Annotated in this window: 21 protein-coding genes; 9 read left to right on the top strand and 12 right to left on the bottom strand. The window is 73.6% G+C overall.

From position 1 onward, the window contains the following. Nucleotides 1–16 precede the first annotated feature (16 nt). Both D0Z06_RS15625 and D0Z06_RS15620 read right to left on the bottom strand, forming a co-directional pair. A complete protein-coding gene (locus D0Z06_RS15625) occupies nt 17–1714 on the bottom strand; it encodes an FAD-binding protein (protein ID WP_117378479.1) in 1698 nt (565 codons plus the stop codon). Next, nucleotides 1711–2577 (bottom strand): alpha/beta fold hydrolase, encoded by an 867-nt coding sequence (locus D0Z06_RS15620; protein WP_117378478.1) that lies wholly within the window; start codon nt 2575–2577, stop codon nt 1711–1713. Before D0Z06_RS15620 ends, D0Z06_RS15625 begins: the two co-directional genes overlap by 4 nt. A gap of 333 nt (nt 2578–2910) precedes the next feature. On the opposite strand from D0Z06_RS15620, the gene D0Z06_RS15615 reads away from it, so the two are divergent. Continuing rightward, complete coding sequence (locus D0Z06_RS15615; RefSeq protein WP_233517723.1) at nt 2911–3399, top strand: flavin reductase family protein; 489 nt, start codon at nt 2911–2913, stop codon at nt 3397–3399. A 66-nt stretch (nt 3400–3465) separates the two neighbouring features. Here D0Z06_RS15615 and D0Z06_RS15610 read toward each other — a convergent pair whose 3' ends face one another. After that, entirely contained in the window at nt 3466–4368 is a 903-nt protein-coding gene (locus D0Z06_RS15610) for an IclR family transcriptional regulator (RefSeq protein ID WP_117378476.1), read from the bottom strand. A 204-nt stretch (nt 4369–4572) separates the two neighbouring features. On the opposite strand from D0Z06_RS15610, the gene D0Z06_RS15605 reads away from it, so the two are divergent. The 3 genes from D0Z06_RS15605 to D0Z06_RS15595 are packed head-to-tail and all read left to right on the top strand — an operon-like array spanning nt 4573 to nt 6361. Next, nucleotides 4573–5442 (top strand): TIGR03619 family F420-dependent LLM class oxidoreductase, encoded by an 870-nt coding sequence (locus tag D0Z06_RS15605; protein ID WP_117378475.1) that lies wholly within the window; start codon nt 4573–4575, stop codon nt 5440–5442. Beyond that, complete coding sequence (locus D0Z06_RS15600) at nt 5439–5960, top strand: nuclear transport factor 2 family protein (protein ID WP_117378474.1); 522 nt, start codon at nt 5439–5441, stop codon at nt 5958–5960. Before D0Z06_RS15605 ends, D0Z06_RS15600 begins: the two co-directional genes overlap by 4 nt. Then, on the top strand, nt 5957–6361 hold the full coding sequence (locus D0Z06_RS15595; RefSeq protein ID WP_117378473.1) for a nuclear transport factor 2 family protein: 405 nt from the start codon (nt 5957–5959) through the stop codon (nt 6359–6361). Before D0Z06_RS15600 ends, D0Z06_RS15595 begins: the two co-directional genes overlap by 4 nt. A 75-nt stretch (nt 6362–6436) precedes the next feature. Here the strand turns inward: D0Z06_RS15595 and D0Z06_RS15590 are convergent, their stop codons facing one another. Next, nucleotides 6437–7195 (bottom strand): SDR family NAD(P)-dependent oxidoreductase, encoded by a 759-nt coding sequence (locus tag D0Z06_RS15590; protein ID WP_117378472.1) that lies wholly within the window; start codon nt 7193–7195, stop codon nt 6437–6439. A gap of 164 nt (nt 7196–7359) precedes the next feature. Between D0Z06_RS15590 and D0Z06_RS15585 the strand changes: the two genes are divergently transcribed. Both D0Z06_RS15585 and D0Z06_RS15580 read left to right on the top strand, forming a co-directional pair. Next, nucleotides 7360–7869: a nuclear transport factor 2 family protein gene (locus D0Z06_RS15585; RefSeq protein ID WP_117378471.1), complete on the top strand. Its 510-nt coding sequence runs from the start codon at nt 7360–7362 to the stop codon at nt 7867–7869. Further along, entirely contained in the window at nt 7866–8717 is an 852-nt protein-coding gene (locus D0Z06_RS15580) for an SDR family NAD(P)-dependent oxidoreductase (RefSeq protein WP_117378470.1), read from the top strand. Before D0Z06_RS15585 ends, D0Z06_RS15580 begins: the two co-directional genes overlap by 4 nt. A gap of 22 nt (nt 8718–8739) precedes the next feature. On the opposite strand, the gene D0Z06_RS15575 is transcribed toward D0Z06_RS15580, so the two are convergent. Next, the gene (locus D0Z06_RS15575; protein WP_117378469.1) at nt 8740–9936 is read right to left on the bottom strand and encodes an acetyl-CoA C-acetyltransferase; all 1197 of its coding nucleotides are present in this window, start codon (nt 9934–9936) and stop codon (nt 8740–8742) included. Nucleotides 9937–10112: 176 nt separating this feature from the next. Between D0Z06_RS15575 and D0Z06_RS15570 the strand changes: the two genes are divergently transcribed. The 3 genes from D0Z06_RS15570 to D0Z06_RS15560 all read left to right on the top strand — a co-directional run bounded on the left by D0Z06_RS15570 (nt 10113) and on the right by D0Z06_RS15560 (nt 13199). After that, nucleotides 10113–10580, top strand: coding sequence for a VOC family protein (locus D0Z06_RS15570; RefSeq protein WP_117378541.1), 468 nt, complete (start codon nt 10113–10115; stop codon nt 10578–10580). Nucleotides 10581–10937: 357 nt separating this feature from the next. Beyond that, complete coding sequence (locus D0Z06_RS15565; RefSeq protein WP_255419351.1) at nt 10938–12101, top strand: acetyl-CoA C-acetyltransferase; 1164 nt, start codon at nt 10938–10940, stop codon at nt 12099–12101. 39 nt (nt 12102–12140) lie between these two features. Next, nucleotides 12141–13199, top strand: coding sequence for a TIGR03617 family F420-dependent LLM class oxidoreductase (locus D0Z06_RS15560; RefSeq protein WP_117378468.1), 1059 nt, complete (start codon nt 12141–12143; stop codon nt 13197–13199). Here the strand turns inward: D0Z06_RS15560 and D0Z06_RS15555 are convergent. From D0Z06_RS15555 to D0Z06_RS15525, 7 genes are read right to left on the bottom strand one after another with little or no spacing between them, the layout of a single operon-like run. Next, nucleotides 13196–14281 carry an acyl-CoA dehydrogenase family protein gene (locus D0Z06_RS15555; RefSeq protein WP_117378467.1) on the bottom strand — a complete coding sequence of 362 codons (1086 nt, stop codon included), beginning with the start codon at nt 14279–14281 and terminating at the stop codon, nt 13196–13198. The genes D0Z06_RS15560 and D0Z06_RS15555 overlap by 4 nt on opposite strands. Before the next feature lie 13 nt (nt 14282–14294). Next, nucleotides 14295–15470: an acyl-CoA dehydrogenase family protein gene (locus D0Z06_RS15550; protein ID WP_117378466.1), complete on the bottom strand. Its 1176-nt coding sequence runs from the start codon at nt 15468–15470 to the stop codon at nt 14295–14297. Continuing rightward, complete coding sequence (locus tag D0Z06_RS15545) at nt 15467–16330, bottom strand: SDR family oxidoreductase (protein ID WP_117378465.1); 864 nt, start codon at nt 16328–16330, stop codon at nt 15467–15469. Before D0Z06_RS15545 ends, D0Z06_RS15550 begins: the two co-directional genes overlap by 4 nt. Further along, nucleotides 16327–17199, bottom strand: coding sequence for an enoyl-CoA hydratase (locus D0Z06_RS15540; protein WP_117378464.1), 873 nt, complete (start codon nt 17197–17199; stop codon nt 16327–16329). Before D0Z06_RS15540 ends, D0Z06_RS15545 begins: the two co-directional genes overlap by 4 nt. Further along, the gene (locus D0Z06_RS15535; protein ID WP_117378463.1) at nt 17196–18230 is read right to left on the bottom strand and encodes an acyl-CoA dehydrogenase family protein; all 1035 of its coding nucleotides are present in this window, start codon (nt 18228–18230) and stop codon (nt 17196–17198) included. The genes D0Z06_RS15540 and D0Z06_RS15535 overlap by 4 nt, the downstream gene beginning before the upstream one ends. A gap of 4 nt (nt 18231–18234) precedes the next feature. Further along, entirely contained in the window at nt 18235–19365 is a 1131-nt protein-coding gene (locus tag D0Z06_RS15530; RefSeq protein ID WP_117378462.1) for an acyl-CoA dehydrogenase family protein, read from the bottom strand. Then, nucleotides 19365–20123, bottom strand: coding sequence for an enoyl-CoA hydratase family protein (locus tag D0Z06_RS15525; RefSeq protein WP_117378461.1), 759 nt, complete (start codon nt 20121–20123; stop codon nt 19365–19367). Before D0Z06_RS15525 ends, D0Z06_RS15530 begins: the two co-directional genes overlap by 1 nt. Between the last annotated feature and the right edge of the window lie 10 nt (nt 20124–20133).

The following is a 20133-nucleotide window of genomic DNA, read 5'->3' as shown; positions in this document are numbered from 1 at the left end:
GCTGCTCCTCAGGAGATCAGGCCGACTGGCGGAGCGGGTCCTCGCTGAACCGGTCGGCGGCCCGCGCGGCGGCATCCTTCGCGGCGACGTAGCCGAAGACGATCGAGGGACCGATCGTCGCGCCCGGGCCGGCGTACTCGTTGCCCATCACCGACGCCGAGGTGTTGCCGGTCGCGTACAGGCCCGGGATGACGCCGCCGTCCGTACGCAGCACCCGGCTGCGCTCGTCGGTGACCAGGCCGCCCTTGGTGCCGAGATCCCCGACCTCGATGCGGAAGGCGTAGAACGGCCCCTTGTCGATGACGTCGAGGTTGGGGTTCTTCAGCGTCGGGTCCCCGTAGTAGCGGTCGTACGCCGAGCCGCCGCGGCCGAAGTCGGCGTCCACACCGTTGCGGGCGAAGCCGTTGAAGCGGTCGACGGTGACGACCAACGCCTCGGCCGGGACACCGATCTGCTCGGCCAACCCCGTCAGGGAGTCCGCCCGGAAGGCGATCCCGGCGTCGTAGAACTCCTCGGGGACAGGCATGCCGGGCAGGATCTGCGCGAACGGGTACCGCGAGCGGGCCTTGGCATCCATGACGAACCAGGCCGGCACGTGCCCGCCGGCCAGCTGGTCGTGCACGAAGTTGACGTAGGGCGCGGACTCGTTGGTGAACCGCTGTCCGGCGGAGTCGACGATGACCGAGGGCGGGATGCACCGCTCGGACACCAGGGGGATCACCGCCCCGGCCGGGTGGCGCACCGAGGGCATCCACCAGGCGTCGTCCATCAGGTCCAGCGCCGCCCCGGCCTTCTGCCCCAGCAGGATGCCGTCGCCGACGATCTCCCGCGCACCGGCGCTGTAGTCGGGGTGCGCACCCTCGGGGAGGTACTGCTCACGCATCTGCTGGTTGTGGTCGAAGCCACCGGTGGCCAGCAGCACGCCATGGCGGGCACCGATGCGCATCGGCGTCCCCTCACGGCTGACCTCGATCCCGCGGACCGCGCCGGCGTCGTCGAGCACGAGGTCGGTCATCGGGGTGCGCAGCCACAGCGGGATGCCGGCGTCCTTGAGCGCCATGCGCATCCGGGCGGCCAGGGCGCGCCCGCCGGTGGCCATGTGCCGGCGCCGGACGACGTTGGACGACACCCGCCAGGCGGCGACGACCGACGCCCACCGACCACGCCAGGTCCGCTTCACCATGGCCAGGTCGTGGTAGTCCTTCGCGGTCACCCACAGGCCCAGCGGACCCTTCATGCTGTTGGGGCGCTGGAACTGCTCGTCCTCGCCGAGCTTGCGGGTGTCGAACGGCTTGGCCTCGATGGAGCGGCCCAGCGGGCGGCCACCCTCCAGTTCGGGGTGGTAATCGGCGTATCCCTTGGTCCAGTCGAAGACCATCCACTTGCTGCGGCACAGCAGTTCCATGGCGGGCGGACCGTTGTCGACGTAGGCGTCCAGGCGCGCCGCGGGCACCCGCCCCTCGGTGAGCAGGTCCAGGTAGCGGCGGATCGACTCGCGGCTGTCGTCGTGGCCCCTGGCCCGCAACGTCGGGTTGTTCGGGATCCAGATGCCGCCGCCGGAGATCGCGGTGCTGCCGCCGAACTTCTTGCCCTTCTCCACGACGAGCACGCTCAGCCCCGCGTCGGCAGCGGTGAGGGCTGCGGCCATGCCGCCGCCCCCGGAGCCGACGACGAGGAAGTCGTACTCCTCGTCCCAGTTCCCGCGCGCGGTCACGCCGCGTCCTTCCGGGTGAGGAAGGCCAGGACAGTGGTCTCCCAGGCCTCCTTGGCCTCGATCATCGCCCAGTGCCCGCAGTTGGGGAACACGTGCAGTTCGACCTCCGGGATCGTGCGCATCGGGATGAGGGCCATGTCCACGGGGCTGACCCGGTCGTCGCGACCCCAGGTGATGAGCGTGCGCGCCCTGATCTTGTGCAGCATGGCCCAGTACGGCGGCGCGTCGGAGTTCGCTGCCGCTGCCGTGCGGGACTCCATCGCCTTGCGCCCGTACATGCGGCGGGCACTGGCCAGGGTCTCCGGGTCGGTGGCCTGCGCCCACCGCTCCTCGATCAGCTCCTCGGTGACCATGGCCGGGTCGTACACCATGGAGTGGAGCCACTGGACCAGGCGCTCGCGAGTCGGCTCCTCGGTGAACTCCACGAGCAGCTTGATGCCCTCGCCAGGTGACGGGCTGAAGATGTTCCGGCCGATTCCACCGATGGTCACCAGCCGGCGGATGCGGTCCGGGTGGGCAGCGGCCACCTGGGCCGCCACGATCCCGCCCATCGAGTTGCCCACGACGTCCACCTGGTGCAGCCCGAGACCGTCGAGGAAGCGCAGCACCGAGGTGGGCGCGGCGACCATCGGGTGCTGGTCGGTCGGATCGCTCACCCCGAAGCCGGGGAACTCCAGCACCAGGCAGCGGAAGTGCTCGGCGAAGGCGGCCAGGTTGCCGCGGTAGTTCCGCCAGCCGGTGACCCCGGGGCCGGAGCCGTGCAGCAGCAGCAGCGGAGGGCCGCTGCCGGCCTCGTGGTAGCGCAGCACGCCCTGGTCGGTGGCCAGCTCCCGGAGCGTGGACTCGTGGGTCAGGGAGGTCATCGGCGGATCAGCTCCAGCGCACACGGGGACGGGTGGTCGGCGGGCGTGGGAACCGTAGGTGGGCCCGGGGGGTGATCGGCGGCACGCGTCCCGATCAACGGGACGGCCGGGCAGGACCGGGGCGGCGCGGCCGGTTCCCCGATCGGTCGCCGCCCGCTTCCGGTCACCGGGACGCGGCCGGGGACGGCTGCGCGTGGCCCTCCTACCGTCCTCCGCATGCGGACGATCGAGCCGAACAGCACGTCGCCGTCGGCAGGACCCGCGGTAGGCCTTGCGGGCAGTGCCACGGCACCGGACCCGGCACCACCGACCCCGGCGGAGATGCGGCGTGCCATGGGCGCCTTCGCCAGCGGCGTCACCGTGGTGACCGGGCACGACGGCCGGGACGCCGTGGGCTTCGCCTGCCAGTCCTTCGCCTCGGTGTCCCTGGAGCCACCGCTGATCCTGTTCTGCGCCGACCACCGGGGCCAGGCCTGGCCGCGCATCCGCACCTCCGGGAAGTTCTGCGTCAACGTGCTCGCCGAGGACCAGACCGATGTCTGCGGCCGGTTCGGCTCGGCACGTGGGAAGAAGTACGAGGGCCTGGAGTGGGACCGGTCGCGGTGGGGCGCCCCCGCCCTGCACGACGTCCTCCTCCGGGTGCACTGCGAGGTCTACGACGTGCACGTGGCCGGTGACCACGACGTCGTCATCGGCCGGGTGCTGCACGTGGAGACCGGTCCCGAGACACGACCGATGATCTTCTTCCGAGGCCGGTTCGGCGTGGACCCCGAACCGGAGTTCGCACCGCCGGACTGGGGCTGGGGCGACCGCTGGGGATGAGCCCCGGCGGTGGCCGGCCCGCCGCGCGCATCCAGCAGGCGGTCCAGCGTCTGCGGGGACCGGGTCTCAGAGCCAGTCGCCGTTCGTCCCGACGGCCAGCAGGCGGTCCAGCGTCTGCGGGGACCAGGTGGGGCCGGTTCCGGTGCGGACCGCGCGGGGACGGCGACCGGTTTCCAGGTTGGGGTGCAGGGCGAGGGAGACCTGGCGGGCAGCGTCCACCACCAGGGGAGCGACCTTCTCCAACGGCATCCGCGCGTCACCGACCAGGGAGATGCTGGCCAACGGCCCCTCCGGACCCCGAACGGCGGCGGCCACGCAGGAGATCTCCGCGAAGCACTCCCCCCGCTCGAAGGCCAGCCCCCGGCGCTGGCGGATCCGGTTGAGCTCCTGGTGCAGGGTGCCCAGATCACCGATGGTGCGGCTGGTCAGCCGGCCGATCGCCCGGCCCACCTGCACGTCGACCTGCTCGGGCTCCAACCAGGCCAGCATCGCCTTGCCCAGCGCCGTCGAGTGGGCCGGCGCCCGACCACCCACCCGGGACGGGACCGCGCCGGCGAACCGCCCACCGACCTTGTCCAGGTAGTAGACCGCCGCCCCCTCCAGCACGGCCAGGTGCACCACCAGCCCCGTCTTGATCTGCAGCTCGTGCAGCAGCGGTGCGGCCGCGACCCGGATCTCCTCGAACCCACCGTCCCGCCCGCCCAACCCCAGAGCGCGCTGGCCCAGCCGGTAGCCGAACGGGGTGTGCTCCAGCCAGCTCAACCGGACCAGCTGGTCCAGGATCCGGTGCGCGGTCGACCGCGGCAGGTGCGTGCGTCGGGCGACGTCCTCGAGCGTGAGCCGGGTGGAACGACCGTCGAAGGCATCCAGGATCAACGTCATCCGCTCCACCATCGACGGGGGCAGCTCCGGCCGCCCGGTGGCGGGAGCAGCGGAGTCAGCAGCGGGCTCGGCGGCGAGAACAGTCATCGGTGACGTCACCCATCCAGAACTGGAATGAATTCCTATTCCACCGAAGGTACCAGCGTCGGGCGTGACGTGGAACACCTACCCGGCGTCTTCTCCGGTCTCTCGCTCCCGGCCACCGGGAGGGGGCGGCGCACATGGCGCCGCCGCCGGTAGCAACGGAGCCGGACGCAGGCCACGCGGCGCCTGCCCGTGGGAGGAGCGCGCATGCGGATCGGGATCGTCAGCCCGGTGGTGACCCTGGTGCCGGGGGCCCACTCGCCGTGGGAGCGGGACGCGGGAATCGAGGAACTCGGCCTGATCGCCGAGGTGGCCGACCGGCTCGGTTTCGCCCACCTCACCTGCAGCGAGCACGTCGCCGTCCCTGTCGACGTCGCGGAGACCCGCGGCGCCACCTATTGGGACCCGTTGGCCACCTTCGGTCACCTGGCCGCCCGCACCCGGCGGATCCGCTTCGCCACCCAGGTGCTGGTGGTCGGCTACCACCACCCCCTGGAGATCGCCAAGCGCTATGGGACGCTGGACCGGGTCAGCGGGGGGCGGCTCACCCTCGGTCTGGGCGTCGGTAGCCTCGAGGAGGAGTTCGCGCTCCTCGGCGTCCCGTTCTCGGGGCGCGGCCCGCGGGCCGACGACGCGATCGCCGCGCTGCGCACGGCGCTGTCCCAGCGCGAGCCGAGTTTCGCGGGCGAGTTCTACGACTTCTCCGGTCTCGTCGTCGAGCCACACGCACAGCAGGAGCGGGTACCGCTGTGGATCGGCGGGCGGACGCTGAAGTCGCTGCGCCGGGCGCTCACCGTCGGCGACGGGTGGGTGCCCTTCGGGCTCTCCTTCGACGAGCTCGCCGACCTGCTGGGTCCCGTCGACGTCCCGGCCGGCTTCGAGGTCGTCCTCTCCGCGGGGCGGCCGCTGGACCCGGCGGGCGACCCCGATCGCACCCGCGCGGCGCTGGACCGGCCCCGGCGGACCGGTGCCACGACGGTCAACGTCGCGCTGGCCGCCGACTCCGCCGAGCACTACTGCGAGCAGTTGGAGGCCCTGGCCCGGCTGGCCGCCGTCGACGCGGTGGCCGCTCCGTGAGCGCCGACCTCGCCGGGCGCCTGGCGCGGCTGGAGCAGCGGGTGCAGCAGCTCGAGGACGAGCGCGCTGTGGCCCGGGTGATCGCGGCCTACGGTCCGCTCGTCGACGGCGGGGACGCCGCCCGGGTCGCCGCGCTGTGGGCGTCCGACGGCGTCTACGACGTCGACGAACTGCTCATGACCGGCCCGGCGGAGATCGCCGCCATGGTCCGCTCCCCCGCCCACCAGCGGTGGATCGCGGGGGGCTGCGCGCACCTGGTCGGTCCGCCCCACGTGACGGTGACCGGCGACGACGCGATCGCGGTCTGCCACTCGCTGATGGTCGTGCACGACAACGGCCGGTTCGTGGTCCGCCGGGCCACCGCCAACCGCTGGCGGCTGCGCCGCGGTGCCGGCGGCTGGCAGGTGGTCGACCGCACCAACCGGGTGCTCGACGGCCGCGAGGAGGCGCCGCACCTCCTGACCGGCGGGATCCCCGGTGCCGACGTCCCCGGCCACTCGCCTGGCGTGGAGCCGTGAGCGACCGCGCAGCGATCGAGGCGGTGCTGCACGGCGTCGCCTCGGCACTGGACGGACGGGACTGGACCGCGCTCGGGGCGGCGTTCACCGAGGACGCCCACGGCTACGGGGCCGACGGCCGGGCAGCGATCGTCGCCCGCGTCCGGGAGCACCTGGGCGGCTGCGGGCCGTCGCAGCACCTGCTGGGCAACGTGCGGGTGACGGTGGAGGGCGGCACCGCCCGGTCGCTGGCCTACGGGCGGGTGTTCCACGTCGGCGCAGACGACCCCGGCACCTTCTACGAGTGCATGGGCGAGTACCGCGACCGCTGGGTGCGCACGCCGGCGGGCTGGCGGCTGACCCGCCGCCGGTTCGTGGTCGCCATCGAGCGCGGCGACCGCGCGGTCCTGCGCCCCTGCTGACGACCCGGCGGAGGGTCGTGCCACCCAGGGCAGGGTGGGCCAGTCACCGACGGACCCACCCTGCCGGCTCCGAGGTCAGTCGAAGTTCGCCTGCCCGCCGTCCAGCGGGACGGTGGCGCCGGTGAGGTAGCGCATGGCCGGGCTGACGATCGCGGCGACCGCCCGGCCGATGTCCTCCTCGCAGTCGCCGATGTAGCCGAGCGGGATCGTCTTCTGAAACTCCGCCGCCTCCTCCGGGTTGGCCTCCACCCAAGACGCGAGGCCAGGGGACAGCGCGTGCGGCGCGATCGCGTTGACCCGGATGCCGTCGCGCCCCCACTCGTCGGCGGCCGCCTGGGTCAACGAGCGCAGCGCCCACTTGGCCGAGGCGTAGGCGCCGAACGTGGACAGGTCCCAGCGCACGGTCACCGAGCTGACCACGTTGACGATGCTGCCCCGCCGCTCCTTGAGGTACGGGTGCGCAGCCTTCATGAAGGCGAACGCGGCGAAGGGCCCGCTGACGAACCCGCGCTGGAACTTGCGATCGTCCATCGACAGCAGCGGGCCGTATGCACCGAAGTAGGCGTTGTTCACCTGGATGTCCAGGCCGCCGAAGACGTCGACCACCTTCTCGACGGCGTCGGGGATCGCCGCGGTCTCGGTGACGTCGCACTGGATCGCCTCAGCCTTCACCCCGCGGGCGCGCAGCAGGTCCGACGTCGTCTCCAGCTTGGACAACGTCCGGCCGAGGACGGCGACGTCGCAGCCCTCGGCAGCCAGCGCGAGCGCGATGCCCTGCCCTACCCCCTGCCCTGCCCCGGTGATCATGGCGACCTTGCCGTCGAGGATGCCCATGCCCGCCCTCTCGCCCCACCTGTCGTGTCCTCCGCCGGCCGGCGGCCCGGCCATCCTTCGCGACCGGGCGCCTGCTCTCCGAGCGCCGATCCCGCTCATCGGGATCGGCGGGGGCCCCCTCCCGCTGCCGCGGGCCACGGTGGCACGGTGCAGCAGGGACGACGATGAGCAGCAGTGACGTGTCCGCCTCCGTCGAGGAGCGGCTGGCCGCGCTGGAGGCCGTCGCGGCCATCGAGCGGTTGAAGCACCGCTACTGGCGCGCCTGCGACCGCAAGGACGTGGCCGGATTCCGGGCGTGCTTCGTCGCCTCCGGCGCCGACATCGACTTCGAGCGCATGGGGCGCTACGACGACGCCGACGGGCTCGCCGACGTCTTCGCGCGGGTGGCGCTGCGCCGCGACGAGGCGGGCCGGCACCTGGTCCTCGACATGCACCACGGCCTGCACCCCGACATCACCATCGTCGACCGGACGTCGGCGACCGGGCGGTGGACGCTGCGGTTCCGGCAGCTCGACCTGCGCGCCCGCACGGAGAAGGTGGCCGCCGTCGAGTACGACGACGCCTACGTCGTGGAGGACGGCGAGTGGCGGATCAGCCGGTGCGTCGCGCGCACGCTGTGGTTGATCACCCGCCCCCTGCCCGAGGACGTCCGGATCGAGGAGGCTGTCGCGTGAGCCGACCGGTCGCGCTGGTCACCGGGGCGAGCCGCGGTGTGGGCCAGGGCATCGCCCTCGGCCTGGGCGAGGCCGGGTGGACCGTCTATGTCACCGGCCGCGGCCCCGCGTCCCCCGGCGCTCCGCTCGCCACGACCGCCGATCGGGTGACGGCAGTCGGTGGTGACGGGATCGCCGTCGTCTGCGACCACCGCGACGACGAGGCGGTCGCCGCCCTCGTCGACCGCTGCGTCGCGGAACAGGGCCACCTGGACGTGCTGGTCAACAACGTGTGGGCGGGACCGGCCATCGCCGCGGAGGAGCCACCTTTCTGGGAGCGCCCGCTCGCGGAGTGGGACGACCTGGTCGGGCTCGGCCTGCGAGCCCACTGGGTGGCGAGCACGGCCGCCTGCCGGCACATGGTGGCCCGGGGCTCCGGGCTGGTCGTGAACGTCTCCTCCTTCGGCGCCCGCGGCTACCTGCACTCGGTGCTGTACGGCGTCGCCAAGGCGGGGCTGGACAAGATGACCCACGACATGGCCCGGGAGCTGCTGCCCCACGGCGTGGCCGCGCTCTCCCTGTGGCCGGGGCTGGTCCGCACCGACGCGCTGCTCTCCCGCGGCATCGAGCAGGTCGCCGGGGTGCCGGTGGCCGAGGGCGAGAGCCCGCAGCTGCAGGGGCGGGTGGTCCGTGCGCTGGCCGAGGACCCCGACCTGATGCAGCTGAGCGGTCAGGCCGTGGTGACGGCCGAGGCCGCGGTCCGGTACGGCCTCGCCGAGCCCGGTGGTCATATCCCGCCGTCCCTGCGCCACCTCTTCGGCGGTGGGCCGCTGTTCGGGCCGATGGCGCCGGTCCGGCGCGAGAGCTGACCGCCGCGCCGGACCGCGGCGGTCAGCTGAGCCGCTCGAACACCATCGCCATGCCCTGGCCACCGGCGGCGCACATCGTCTCCAGGCCGATCGACCCGTCGCGCACGCGCAGCCCGTTGAGCAGGGTGACGGTCAGCCGGGCACCGGTCTGGCCGAACGGGTGGCCGACGGCGATGGCGCCACCCTGCGGGTTCACCTTCTCGACGTCCAGGCCGAGGTCGTCGATCGAGGGCAGGACCTGCGCGGCGAACGCCTCGTTGATCTCGCAGACGTCGATGTCGGCAGCGGTCATGCCGGCCAGGGCCAGCGCGCGGCGGGATGCCTCCACCGGACCCAGCCCCATGATCTCCGGCGACAGGGCGCTGACCCCCGTGGAGACGACGCGGGCCAGCGGCGTGACGCCGAGCTCGCGCGCACGCGTGTCGCTCATCAACACCAGGGCGGCGGCCCCGTCGTTGAGGGGGCAGCAGTTGCCGGCGGTGACCGTGCCGTCCTCGCGGAACGCCGGCTTCAACGACGACAGCGCCTCCAGCGTCACGCCGGCGCGGGGGGTGTCGTCGGCGTCGACGACCATGCCGTCGGGCAGCGTGACCGGGGTGATCTCGCGGGCGTAGAACCCGTCGGCGATCGCCTTCTCCGCCCGGTTCTGGCTCAGCAGCGCGAACTCGTCCTGGGCCCGGCGGGTCACCCCGCGCAGCTGCGCCACGTTCTCCGCCGTCTGCCCCATGGCGATGTAGGGGTCGGGCAGCAGGCCGGCCAGCCGGGGGTCCGACCAGTCGCCGGTCCGCTCCGCCGAGTCGGAGAACCGCGGGTTGCGGGTCTCGGGCATCCCGTCCGACTTGCCGAACGTGTACCTCGAGACCATCTCCACGCCGGCGGAGACGACGACCTGCGCCTCGCCGGCGCGGATCGCGTGCAGCGCCATGCGGGTGCTCTGCAACGACGAGGCGCAGTAGCGCTGCACCGTCGTACCCGGCACGCCGTCCTGCCCGAGCAGCAGGGCGGTGATCCGGCCGAGGCCGTACCCCTGCTCCCCCGCCGGCTGCCCGCAGCCGAGGACCAGGTCGTCGATCTCGGCGGGGTCGAGCGCCGGCACCTGGTCCAGCGCGGCCTGCACGACCGTCGCGGCGAGGTCGTCGGCGCGCAGCTCGCGCAGCGACCCCTTGAAGGCGCGGCCGATCGGCGACCGGGCCGCGGCGACGAGCACTGCTTCGGGCATGCGGGGTTCTCCTTCGTCGTCCCACCCACCGGGCGGAGGCACCAGCAACGGGTCCGGGCCCGAAACTAGGCCGCCCCCGACCGGCCGGCGGGTCAGGTCTCGGTGACCGGCACGATCGGAGGAGCGCTCGGCCCGTCCGGCACGCGGGGACCCGCACGGTGCGGGACGGTGGCTGGATGGCAGACCTCCTCGCACCGTCCTGGCAGCCGACCGCCCTGCACCACGTCCGCTTGACGGTCACCGACATCACCCGCTCGAAGGCCTTCTACGCGCAGCTGCTCGGCGTCGGCCCGGCGATCGACTTCAGCGACCAGGCCCACGACCCGGCCGCCCGCCAGGACCCGCATCGGTTCTTCGGCGGCTGCACCTACGCCCTGGGCAGCCAGCTCCTGGGCCTGCGCCCGTCCGCGCCCCCGGGCGACCGGTTCGACCCGACGCGCATCGGGCTGGACCACGTCAGCCTGGCCGTCGACTCACCCGACGCGCTCCACCAGGCCGCCGACCGGCTCGGCAGCGCCGGCGTCGAGCACGGCGAGGTCACCGAGCTCGGGGAGCTCGGCATCGCCATCCTGTCCGTCCAGGATCCCGACGGCATCAACCTCGAGCTGGTGGCGACGCTGCCGGCGCCCGGTGACGCCGGCTGACGGTCAGGAAGCCGTCCCGCCACCACGGCTGGATCGACGCCTCCCATGCCGACCGCTTCCCCGAGTTGACGCCAGGAGGCACGGTGCCCCGCTCCCGTGCGGGCCGCGAGGTCGAGCCGACCCGCAACCCGGCCGGTGCCGTGCTGGCCGGCGCGCTGATCGCCGCGCAGAGCGCGCACGGCCCGGTCGACATCTCGTTCGGCCCGCCGGCCGTGGTGGTCCTCCCCGCCGGGGGCTGCTGGCGGGTCCCACCCAGCGGGCACTCCCCCGCGCCGGGCACCCACCACGGGCGATGCTGGGGCTTCGGACGGCAGCGCGGCGGCGTCCCGGTCGCCGGCACGGCAGGAGGGTTCTCCCATGGCTCGCACGATCGGCACCGCCTACCTCGTCGAGGCGGTCCGAACCCCGGTGGGGCGCCGTGGTGGCGGGCTCTCGGGCATCCACTCCGCCGACCTGGGCGCGCACGTGCTGAAGGAGCTGGTGACCCGCGCGGACGTCGACCCGTCCGCGGTGGACGACGTCGTGTTCGGCTGCGTGGACACGATCGGCTCTCAGGCCGGCGACATCGCCCGCACCGCCTGGCTGGCCGCCGGGCTGCCCGAGGAGGTGCCGGGCGTGACCGTCGACCGCCAGTGCGGCTCCTCGCAGCAGGCGGTGCACTTCGCCGCCCAGGCGGTGCTGTCGGGCACCGCCGACCTGGTCGTGGCCGGCGGCGTGCAGAACATGAGCGCGCTGCCGATCAGCAGCGCGATGACCGCGGGCCACGAGTACGGCTTCCCGGACCCGTTCTCCGGTTCCGCAGGCTGGGTCGCGCGCTACGGCGACCAGCCGATCGACCAGATCCGATCGGCGGAGATGATCGCCGAGAAGTGGGGCATCAGCCGGGCGGACATGGAGGAGTTCTCCGTCGAGAGCCACGAGCGCGCCCTGCGGGCGCGTGCCGAGGGCCGGTTCGACCGGGAGATCGCACCGATCGCCGGCGTGACGCAGGACGAGGGCCCGCGCGAGCCGAACTGGGACAAGATCCGCTCGCTGCCGCCGGTGCGCGAGGGCGGCCGGGTGACCGCCGCGGTGTCCAGCCAGATCTCCGACGGCGCCGCGGCGCTGCTGGTCGCCAGCGAGGACGCCGTCCGCGAGCACGGGCTCACGCCGAGGGCCCGGATCGTGCACCTCTCCGTGCGCGGCGCGGACCCGGTCTGGATGCTCACCGCACCCATCCCGGCGACGGCGCACGCGCTGGGCAAGGCCGGGCTCGGACTCGACGACATCGACCTGGTCGAGATCAACGAGGCGTTCGCCTCCGTCGTGCTGGCCTGGCAGCAGGAGACCGGGGCCGACCTGGCGAAGGTGAACGTCAACGGCGGCGGCATCGCGCTGGGCCACCCGCTCGGTGCCACCGGTGCCCGGTTGATGACCACCCTGCTGCACGAGCTCGAGCGCACCGGTGGCCGCTACGGCCTGCAGACGATGTGCGAGGGCGGCGGCCAGGCGAACGTGACCATCGTCGAACGCCTCGGCTGAGCCGGCGCGGCGATGTCAGGACGACGGAGCGGCTGACCGGTGCGGCTGGCCACCACCCTCCCGCCGGAGACACCGCTGCGCGACGTCCCCGCGGCGGTGCGCCGGGTGGAGCGGCTGGGCTTCGACACGGTGCACGTGCCCGAGACGCTGCACGACTCCCTGTCGGTGGCCCTGCTCGCGCTGGAGCACAGCTCGCGGATCCGGGTCCGCACCAGCATGACCCTGGCGTTCCCCCGGAGCCCGATGGTGGTCGCCTACGCCGCCTGGGACCTCGCCCGCTTCTCGAGCGGGCGCTTCCAGCTCGGGCTGGCCACGCAGGTGCGGGGCAACATCGTCGGCCGGTTCTCGATGCCGTGGTCGGACCCCGCCGCGCAGCTGACCGACTACGTGCGCGCGCTGCGGGCCATCTTCGCGGCGTTCACCCGCGAGGGTCCGCTGCGGTACGAGGGCACCCACTACCGCTTCGACCGCCTGCAGCCCTACTTCAACCCGGGCCCGCTGGAGGTGCCGGCACCTGAGATCTTCACCGGCGGCGTGAACCGGCTCATGTGCGAGCTCGCCGGCGCCGAGGCCGACGGCCTCGTGACCCACCCCACCAACTCGCACCCGCGGTTCCTGCGCGCCTCCGTGCTGCCCTGGCTGACCGCCGGAGCGGCCGCGGCGCAGCGCGTGTCGCGCCCGGTGCTCGTCGTGGGCGCCAAGGCCGTCAGCGCACCGGACGCGCGGTCGCTGCACGACGCCCTCAGCCGGGCCCGGACGGAGATGGCCTTTCTCTGGTCCACGCCCGCGTACCGCCCGACGCTCGCCCTGCTCGGGCACGAGGAGCTGGGTGAGCGGCTCACCGCGCTGGTCCGCGACCAGCGGTGGGACGAGTTGCCGGCCGCCCTGCCCGACGACGTCCTCGCCAGGATCGTGCCCGTCGCCACCTACGCCGAGTTCCCGGCGGTGATCGCCGACTGGTACGGCGGGCTGTGCGACGAGCTGTCCGTCGCCACACCGGCCGACACCTCCGCCGACGACCGGTTCGCCGCGATGCTGGAGGCCGTCCGCGCCGTGCCGGCTGCCGACGAGCCGGCTCCGGTCCGTTCCCGGAGCTAGAGGCCCGCGGCCGGGGCGAGCTGCCGGCGCAGCTGCTCCGGTGAGCCACCGGTGTGCTGCACGTGCGCTGCCCGCTTGAACCACAGGTGCGCGTCGTGCTCCCAGGTGATCGCGATGCCGCCGTGCAGCTGGATCGCCTCGGCGGCGACGTCGGTGAGCGCCTGCGCGCAGACCAGCTTCGCCAGCGGCGCCACCACCGGCAGCTCGTCCGGCGCCGTGGCCACCGCGCAGGCGGCGTAGCGGGCGGTCGACGCGGCGGCCTCCACGGTCGTGAACAGGTCCGCTGCCCGGTGCCGCAACGCCTGGAAGGAGCCCAGCACCCGGCCGAACTGCACCCGGGTGCGCAGGTGGTCGACGGTGCGCTCGAGCGCCCGCCGGGCCGTGCCCACCGCCTCGCAGGCCGTGGCGACCGCAGCCACGTCCCGCGCGAACGCCACGGCGTCGGGACCGCCCACCCGTTCACCGGGCACGCGCTCGAGCCGCAGGTCCGCGGCCTGTCGCGTCTGGTCCATCAACGGAACGGCCGCACGGCTCAACCCGGCAGCGTCCCCGGCGACGGCGAACAGCGCCTCTGCCCCACCGTCCACCGCGGCCACCAGGAGGAGATCGGCGGCCTCGCCGTCGATCACCGCAGCTTGGACGCCGGTGAGCAACCGGCTGCGCGTATTCCTCGACGCCACGCAGCCGACGTGCGGGGGCCACGACCGGTCACCGGGCTCGCGCTGCGCCAGCGCGCCCACGGCGCCGTCTCCCAACGGAGGGAGCAGATCGGTGCGGCCGAACCGCGTCAGCACCTCGGCGACGACGACGGTGGAGTCATAGGGCACCGGCAGCAGCGCGGCACCGACCTCCTCCAGGACGACGGCGACCTCCGCGAAGGACGCGCCCGCGCCGTCGTGCTGCTCCGGCACCGACAGCGCGGTCAGTCCGAGCTCGCCGGTGAGCTGCGCCCACAGCTGCTCGTCGCGGCCGGTGGGCGCGGCGATCGCGGTCCGGACGGCCTCGGCAGAGGCGTGCTTGGCCAGCAGCGAGCGGACCGCGTCCCGCAGGTCACGCTGCTCCTCGGAGAGCGACAGGTCCATCGGTGCGGCTTCCTCAGGCACGATCGCGGGGCAGTCCGAGGTGACGCTCGGCCAGTACGTTGCGCTGCACCTCGTTCGATCCCCCGTAGATGGTGTCGGCACGGCTGAACAGGAACAGCCGCTGCTCGTCGGTGAGCTCGTAGGGCAGCCCGGAGGTCACCACGGCGGCGGCGCCCTCCACCGCCATCGCGAGCTCACCGAGCCGGCGGTGCCAGTTCGCCCACAGCAGTTTGGAGACGTTGGCCGCCCACGGCGCCTCGCGCGCGGCGTCGCTGCCGAGCGTGCGCAGCGCGGTGTGCCGCATGACCTGCAGGTCGACCCAGGCCGAGACGATCCGGTCGGCCAGCACCGGGTCGTCGGCCGCGCCGTTCTCCCGCGCCCGGGCGGTGATCGCCTTGAGCTCGCGGGCGAAGCCGATCTGCTGCCCGAGGGTCGAGACCCCGCGCTCGAAGCCCAACAGGCTCATCGCCACCCGCCAGCCCTGGCCGGGCTCCCCCACCACGTCGCCGGCCGCCGCGACCGCGCCGTCGAGGAACACCTCGTTGAACTCCGACGTCCCGGTGAGCTGCACGATGGGCCGCACGGTGACACCGGGCTGGTCCATCGGGACGAGCAGGAACGACAGCCCGGCGTGCCGCTGCGATCCCGGCTCGGTGCGGGCGATCACGATGCACCAGTCGGCGACGTGCGCCAGCGAGGTCCAGATCTTCTGCCCGGTCACCACCCAGCGGTCGCCGTCGAGCACCGCACGGGTGCCGACGTTGGCCAGGTCCGAGCCGGCGTCGGGCTCGGAGTAGCCCTGGCACCACATGACCTCCCCGGCGGCCACGCCGGGCACGAAGCGCTCCTTCTGCTCCTCGGTCCCGTTGGCGAGCAGCGTGGGGACCAGCAGCTGCTCGCCGATGTGCCCGAGCCGGCCGGGCGCCGCCGCCCGCGCGTACTCCTCGTGGAAGATCACCTGGCGTTGCAGGCTCAGCGCCCGGCCGTACCGGGGATCGGGCCAGCCGATCCCGATCCAGCCGGCCTCCCCCAGCCGCCGCTCCCACGCGGCGCGCTCCTGGAGGTGCTCGTGCTCGCGCCCCGGACCGCCGCTGCCGCGCAGCCCGGCGAACTCACCGGACAGCTGCGCCTCCAGCCAGTCGCGGACCTCCGCGCGGAAGGTCACGTCCTGCGAGGTACCAGCGGTCATGCGCCGTAGACCGGGGTGGGCGGCACCGCCTCGGCCAGCAGGTCCTTGACCACCTCGCCCAGCTCGTCGGGGCGCCACCGCCGCCCGGCCTCCCGGCGCGGGCCGAACCGCCAGCCGTCGCAGATCCCGACCCGGTCGGCCTCGACCTCGAACACCTGGCCGGTGACGAACCCGGACTCCGCCGACGCCAGCCACACGACCAGCGGTGAGACGTTGGCCGGGTCCATGGCGTCGAAGCCCTCGTCGGGCTTGGCCATCGTCTGGGCGAACACCGCCTCGGTCATCGGGGTGCGCGCTGCGGGGGCCAGGGCGTTGACCGTGATCCCGTAGCGGGCCAGCTCCACCGCGGCGACCTGCGTCATCGCCACGACGCCGGCCTTCGCGGCCGCGTAGTTGCCCTGCCCGACGCTGCCCATGAGGCCGGCACCGGAGCTGGTGTTGACGATCCGCGCCTCCACCTGCTCGCCGGCCTTGAACCGCTCGCGCCAGTGCGCGGCGGCGTGCCGGAGCGGGCAGAAGTGCCCCTTCAGGTCGACGCGCAGCACGTCGTCCCACTCGCGCTCGCTCATCCCGACCAGCATCCGGTCGCGCACGATGCCGGCGTTGTTCACCAGGGCGTCCAGCCGGCCGAAGGCGTCGACCGCGGCACCGATCAGCCCCGCGGCGGCGTCCCAGTCGGCGACGTCGCAGGCGTGCGCCACCGCGCTGCCGCCGGCATCGCGGACCTCCTGCGCGACGACCTCGGCGGCCTCGCCCACGTCGTTGACGACGACGTCGAAGCCCGCCGCGCCGAGGGCGAGGGCGTGCGCGCGGCCCAGGCCCTGGCCGGCGCCGGTGACGATGACGGAACGGGCGGTCACGCGGTCTCCTGCGGGGTCTCGGCGGAGCGGCGGGCGTCGCGCATCGAGCGGGCGTCGTGCCCGCCGAGCGAGTCCGCGCCGACCTCGGCGTTGTGGGCGTGGGCGACGTGGTGCAGCCCGAAGACGGAATCCATCCCGGCGTGCTGGCCCATCAGGTCCTCGGCCTGGTTGATGGCCTTCTTGGTCAGCGCGAGCCCGAGCCGCGGCATGGTCGCGATCCGCGCCGCCAGGTCGGCGACCTCGGCGTCCAGCTGCTCGCGCGGCACGACCCGGTTGACCATCCCCCACTCCCGGGCCCGGGCGGCGTCGATCCGCTCGCCCAGGTAGAGGAACTCCTTGGCCTGACGCGTGCCCATCGCCCACGGGTGGGCGAAGTACTCCACCCCCGGGATGCCCATGCGCACGACCGGGTCGGCGAAGAAGGCATCGTCGGAGGCGACGATGAAGTCGCAGACCCAGGCGAGCATCAGCCCGCCGGCGATACAGGCGCCCTGCACCTGGGCGACGACCGGCTTGGGCAGCTCCCGCCAGCGCCGGCACATGCCCAGGTAGACCTCGGACTCGCGGGCGTACCGCAGCTCCGCCCCGGACTTGCCGACGTGGTCCCACCACAGCCCGGCCCTGCGGTCGAACGAGGTGTCGACGTCACGGCCAGGAGTTCCGATGTCGTGGCCTGCGCTGAAGTGCTTGCCGGCCGCGCGGAGCACCACGACCTTCACCTCGTCGTCGGCCGCGGCGTCGTAGAAGGCCTGGTCCAGCGCGTAGGTCATCGCCGAGTTCTGCGCGTTGCGGTACTCGGGCCGGTTGAGCGTCACGTAGGCGATCGAGTCGACCACCTCGTACAGGACCGGCGGCTGCGGTTCGGTCATCGTGCGGCCTCCCAGGGCAGTGCGGACGGGTCGACGGCGGGCGGCAGGCCGAGGGAGTCGGCGACGACGGCGCGGTGGTGCGCGACGTCCCCCCAGGACGCGGCCAGCGCCCAGGAGCGCTTCACGTAGAGGTGCAGGTCGTACTCGACCGTGTAGCCGATGGCGCCGTGCGCCTGGATGGTGCTGCGGGCAGTGCGCCCGGCCATCTCCGAGGTCATGGCCTTGGCCGCGGCGACGTGCGCCCGCGCCTCGGGGGCCCCCGAGGCCAGCGAGACGGCGGCCCGCTGGACCACCGGCACGCAGAAGCGCAGGTCCAGCAGGACGTTCGCGAGCAGGTGCTTGACCGCCTGCTGGCTGCCGACCGGGACGCCGAACTGCTTGCGCTCGCGGGTGTGGGCCACCGCCAGGTCGAGCTGGCGGTGGGCGAGGCCGACCAGTTGCGCGGCGGCGGCGAGGGCGCCGCGCAGCCAGGCCCGCTCGAGCTCCGCCGGATCCGCGGTCACGGAGGTGCCGGCGACCGACGGGGTGCGCGCGGCTGCCCGGCTGCCGTCGACGGTGACCACCGGCGCCAGATCCACGCCGGTGAGGTCGACCAACCGCAGCTCCGCGCCCGAACGCACCAGCGCCCGGTCGCTGCAGCCGGCCCACGGCAGGATGCCCGAGCCGGCCAGCTCCGCGGTACCCACGAGGTCACCGGCCACGAGCCCGGCCAGGTCGGTCGACCCGACCCCGGCCAGCACGGGCGCGAGGACGGCGACGGTCTCGGCGACGGGCAGCGGCACGGCGGCGCGGCCGACCTCCACGAACAGCGGTACGAGGTCGACCTCGGTGAGCCCGAGCCCACCGACGTCCTCGGGCACCATGGCACCGAGCAGGCCGAGGTCCGCGAGCTGCCGCCAGAGCGCCGTCCGGCCCGTGTCCCCTTCCGGGCCCCAGGCGGCGCGCACCACCTCCGGCGGGCAGGCGTCGGCGAGCAGTTCGCGGACGGCGCCGGCGAGCTCGAGCTGGTCAGGGGTGGGAGCGAATCTCATCGGGTCACTTCCGGGGCAGCCCGAGCAGGCGCTCGGCGACGATGGAGCGCTGGATCTCGTTGGTCCCGGCGTAGATCGGACCCGAGAGGGAGAACATGTGCCCGCGGCTCCAGGGGCCGTCGACCTCTGCGTCGGACCCGAGGAGCTGCAACGCCGTCTCGTGCAGGGCGATGTCGAGCTCGGACCAGTACAGCTTGTTGAGGCTGGACTCCGCGCCCGCCTTGCGCCCCTCCGCCAGATCCGTCACCTGGGCGAGGGTGAACAGCTGGTAGGCCTCGGCGCGCAGGTGTGCCTCGACCACGCCGTCGCGGGCCGAGGCGGAGAGTGAACCGGCCCGCTCGACGGCCAGCGCCCGGAGCCGCTCGGCGGCCGCGAGGAACCGGCCCGGTGAGCGGAGGGTGAGCCCGCGCTCGGAGCCGGTGGTGGCCATGGCCACCGACCAGCCCTGGCCGACCCCGCCGAGGACCGCGGAATCGGGGACGACGACATCGTCGAAGAACACCTCGGCGAAGCCCTCGTCCCCGTCGAGCCGGCCGAAGCCGCGGACGGTCACGCCAGGGGTGTCCAGCGGCACGAGGAGGTAGGTGAGCCCGGCGTGCCGGGATGCCTCGGGGTCGGTGCGGAACAACCCGAACAGGTGCGTGCAGAAGGCGCCGCGGGTGGTCCACGTCTTCTGCCCGTTGATCCGCCAGCCGCCGCCGACCTTGTCCGCCCGGCTGCTGATGGCAGCGAGGTCGCTGCCGGCGCCGGGCTCGGACCAGCCCTGGCCCCACAGCTGCTCGGCCGCGGCCATCCTGGGCAGGATCTCGTCCTGCTGCTCGGGGGTGCCGAACTCGAACACGGTGGGGGCGAGCAGGAAGATGCCGTTCTGGGTGACCCGCTGCGGGGCCCCGGCCCGGTAGTACTCCTCCTCGAAGATCAGCCACTCCCAGATGGAAGCGTCGCGCCCGCCGTAGCGCTCGGGCCAGGAGACGACCGCCCAGCGGTCGGCGAACAGCTTCCGCTCCCACTCCAGGTGAGCGGTGAAACCCTCGCGGGTGTCGCCCGAGGGCAGTCCGCGCGGCACGTTGGCATCGAGCCAGGTGCGGGCCTCGTCCCGGAACGCCTCCTCGGCCGGTGACCAGGTGAGGTCCATCAGCGACCACCTCCCGAGCCGAAGCCCTCGCGCACCTCGTCGGCGGTGCCGGACAGGTTGAGCTCGAAGGTGAAGCCCTGCTCGAACCGGTAGCTGCGCTTGACGTCCCACAGGTCGATGCCGTTGAGCGCCTCCTTGGCGGCGCGGATCACCGTCGGGTTCTTGGCCGCGATCTGCCCGGCGACCTCGAAGGCCGTGCCCCGCAGGTCAGCGCGGGGGACGACGGACCAGACGGAGCCGAAGGCGTGCAGCTGCGCAGCAGACGCGGTGGCGGAGGTGTAGAACATCGCCCGCATGAGGTGCTGGGGGACCAGCCGGGACAGGTGGGTGGCCGCGCCGAGTGCGCCACGGTCGACCTCGGGCAGGCCGAAGGTGGCGTCATCCGATGCGACGATGACGTCGGCGTTGCCGACCAGACCGATGCCACCGCCCAGGCAGAAGCCGTGCACGGCGGCGACCACCGGCACCGGGCAGTCGTAGACGGCGGCGAAGGCGGCGTAGCAGCCACGGTTGGCGCCGATGATCGCCGAGTGGTCCGGGCTGGCCTGCACCTCCTTGATGTCCACTCCCGCGTTGAAGCCGCGGCCCTCAGCGCGCAGCACGACGGCGCGGGTGGCCGGGTCACGGCCGGCCTCCGTCAGCGCATCGGCGACGGCGTACCAGCCGGCCACGGTCAGCGCGTTGACCGGCGGAGCGTCCATGACGACCTCGGCCACGCCGCTGGCATCCGCCCGCTCGAACCGGATCCCGGTGTCCATCGATTCCTTC

This window comes from Geodermatophilus marinus, assembly GCF_003428645.1.
In the GTDB taxonomy this organism is placed as follows: domain Bacteria; phylum Actinomycetota; class Actinomycetes; order Mycobacteriales; family Geodermatophilaceae; genus Geodermatophilus.
Note: the sequence above shows the minus strand (reverse complement) of the source record. Positions and strands in the feature narration are given on the sequence as shown.

Excerpts from the sequence above, each read along its gene's own strand:
- D0Z06_RS15550 (WP_117378466.1), bottom strand. The coding sequence starts at position 15,470 with ATGACCGCTGGTACCTCGCAGGACGTGACCTTCCGCGCGGAGGTCCGC.
- D0Z06_RS15530 (WP_117378462.1), bottom strand. The coding sequence starts at position 19,365 with ATGGACCTCACCTGGTCACCGGCCGAGGAGGCGTTCCGGGACGAGGCC.
- D0Z06_RS15535 (WP_117378463.1), bottom strand. The coding sequence starts at position 18,230 with ATGAGATTCGCTCCCACCCCTGACCAGCTCGAGCTCGCCGGCGCCGTC.
- D0Z06_RS15590 (WP_117378472.1), bottom strand. The coding sequence starts at position 7,195 with ATGGGCATCCTCGACGGCAAGGTCGCCATGATCACCGGGGCAGGGCAG.
- D0Z06_RS15610 (WP_117378476.1), bottom strand. The coding sequence starts at position 4,368 with ATGACTGTTCTCGCCGCCGAGCCCGCTGCTGACTCCGCTGCTCCCGCC.
- D0Z06_RS15620 (WP_117378478.1), bottom strand. The coding sequence starts at position 2,577 with ATGACCTCCCTGACCCACGAGTCCACGCTCCGGGAGCTGGCCACCGAC.
- D0Z06_RS15525 (WP_117378461.1), bottom strand. The coding sequence starts at position 20,123 with ATGGACACCGGGATCCGGTTCGAGCGGGCGGATGCCAGCGGCGTGGCC.
- D0Z06_RS15555 (WP_117378467.1), bottom strand. The coding sequence starts at position 14,281 with ATGGACCTGTCGCTCTCCGAGGAGCAGCGTGACCTGCGGGACGCGGTC.
- D0Z06_RS15575 (WP_117378469.1), bottom strand. The coding sequence starts at position 9,936 with ATGCCCGAAGCAGTGCTCGTCGCCGCGGCCCGGTCGCCGATCGGCCGC.
- D0Z06_RS15585 (WP_117378471.1), top strand. The coding sequence starts at position 7,360 with ATGAGCAGCAGTGACGTGTCCGCCTCCGTCGAGGAGCGGCTGGCCGCG.
- D0Z06_RS15570 (WP_117378541.1), top strand. The coding sequence starts at position 10,113 with ATGGCAGACCTCCTCGCACCGTCCTGGCAGCCGACCGCCCTGCACCAC.
- D0Z06_RS15605 (WP_117378475.1), top strand. The coding sequence starts at position 4,573 with ATGCGGATCGGGATCGTCAGCCCGGTGGTGACCCTGGTGCCGGGGGCC.
- D0Z06_RS15615 (WP_233517723.1), top strand. The coding sequence starts at position 2,911 with ATGGGCGCCTTCGCCAGCGGCGTCACCGTGGTGACCGGGCACGACGGC.
- D0Z06_RS15565 (WP_255419351.1), top strand. The coding sequence starts at position 10,938 with ATGGCTCGCACGATCGGCACCGCCTACCTCGTCGAGGCGGTCCGAACC.
- D0Z06_RS15540 (WP_117378464.1), bottom strand. The coding sequence starts at position 17,199 with ATGACCGAACCGCAGCCGCCGGTCCTGTACGAGGTGGTCGACTCGATC.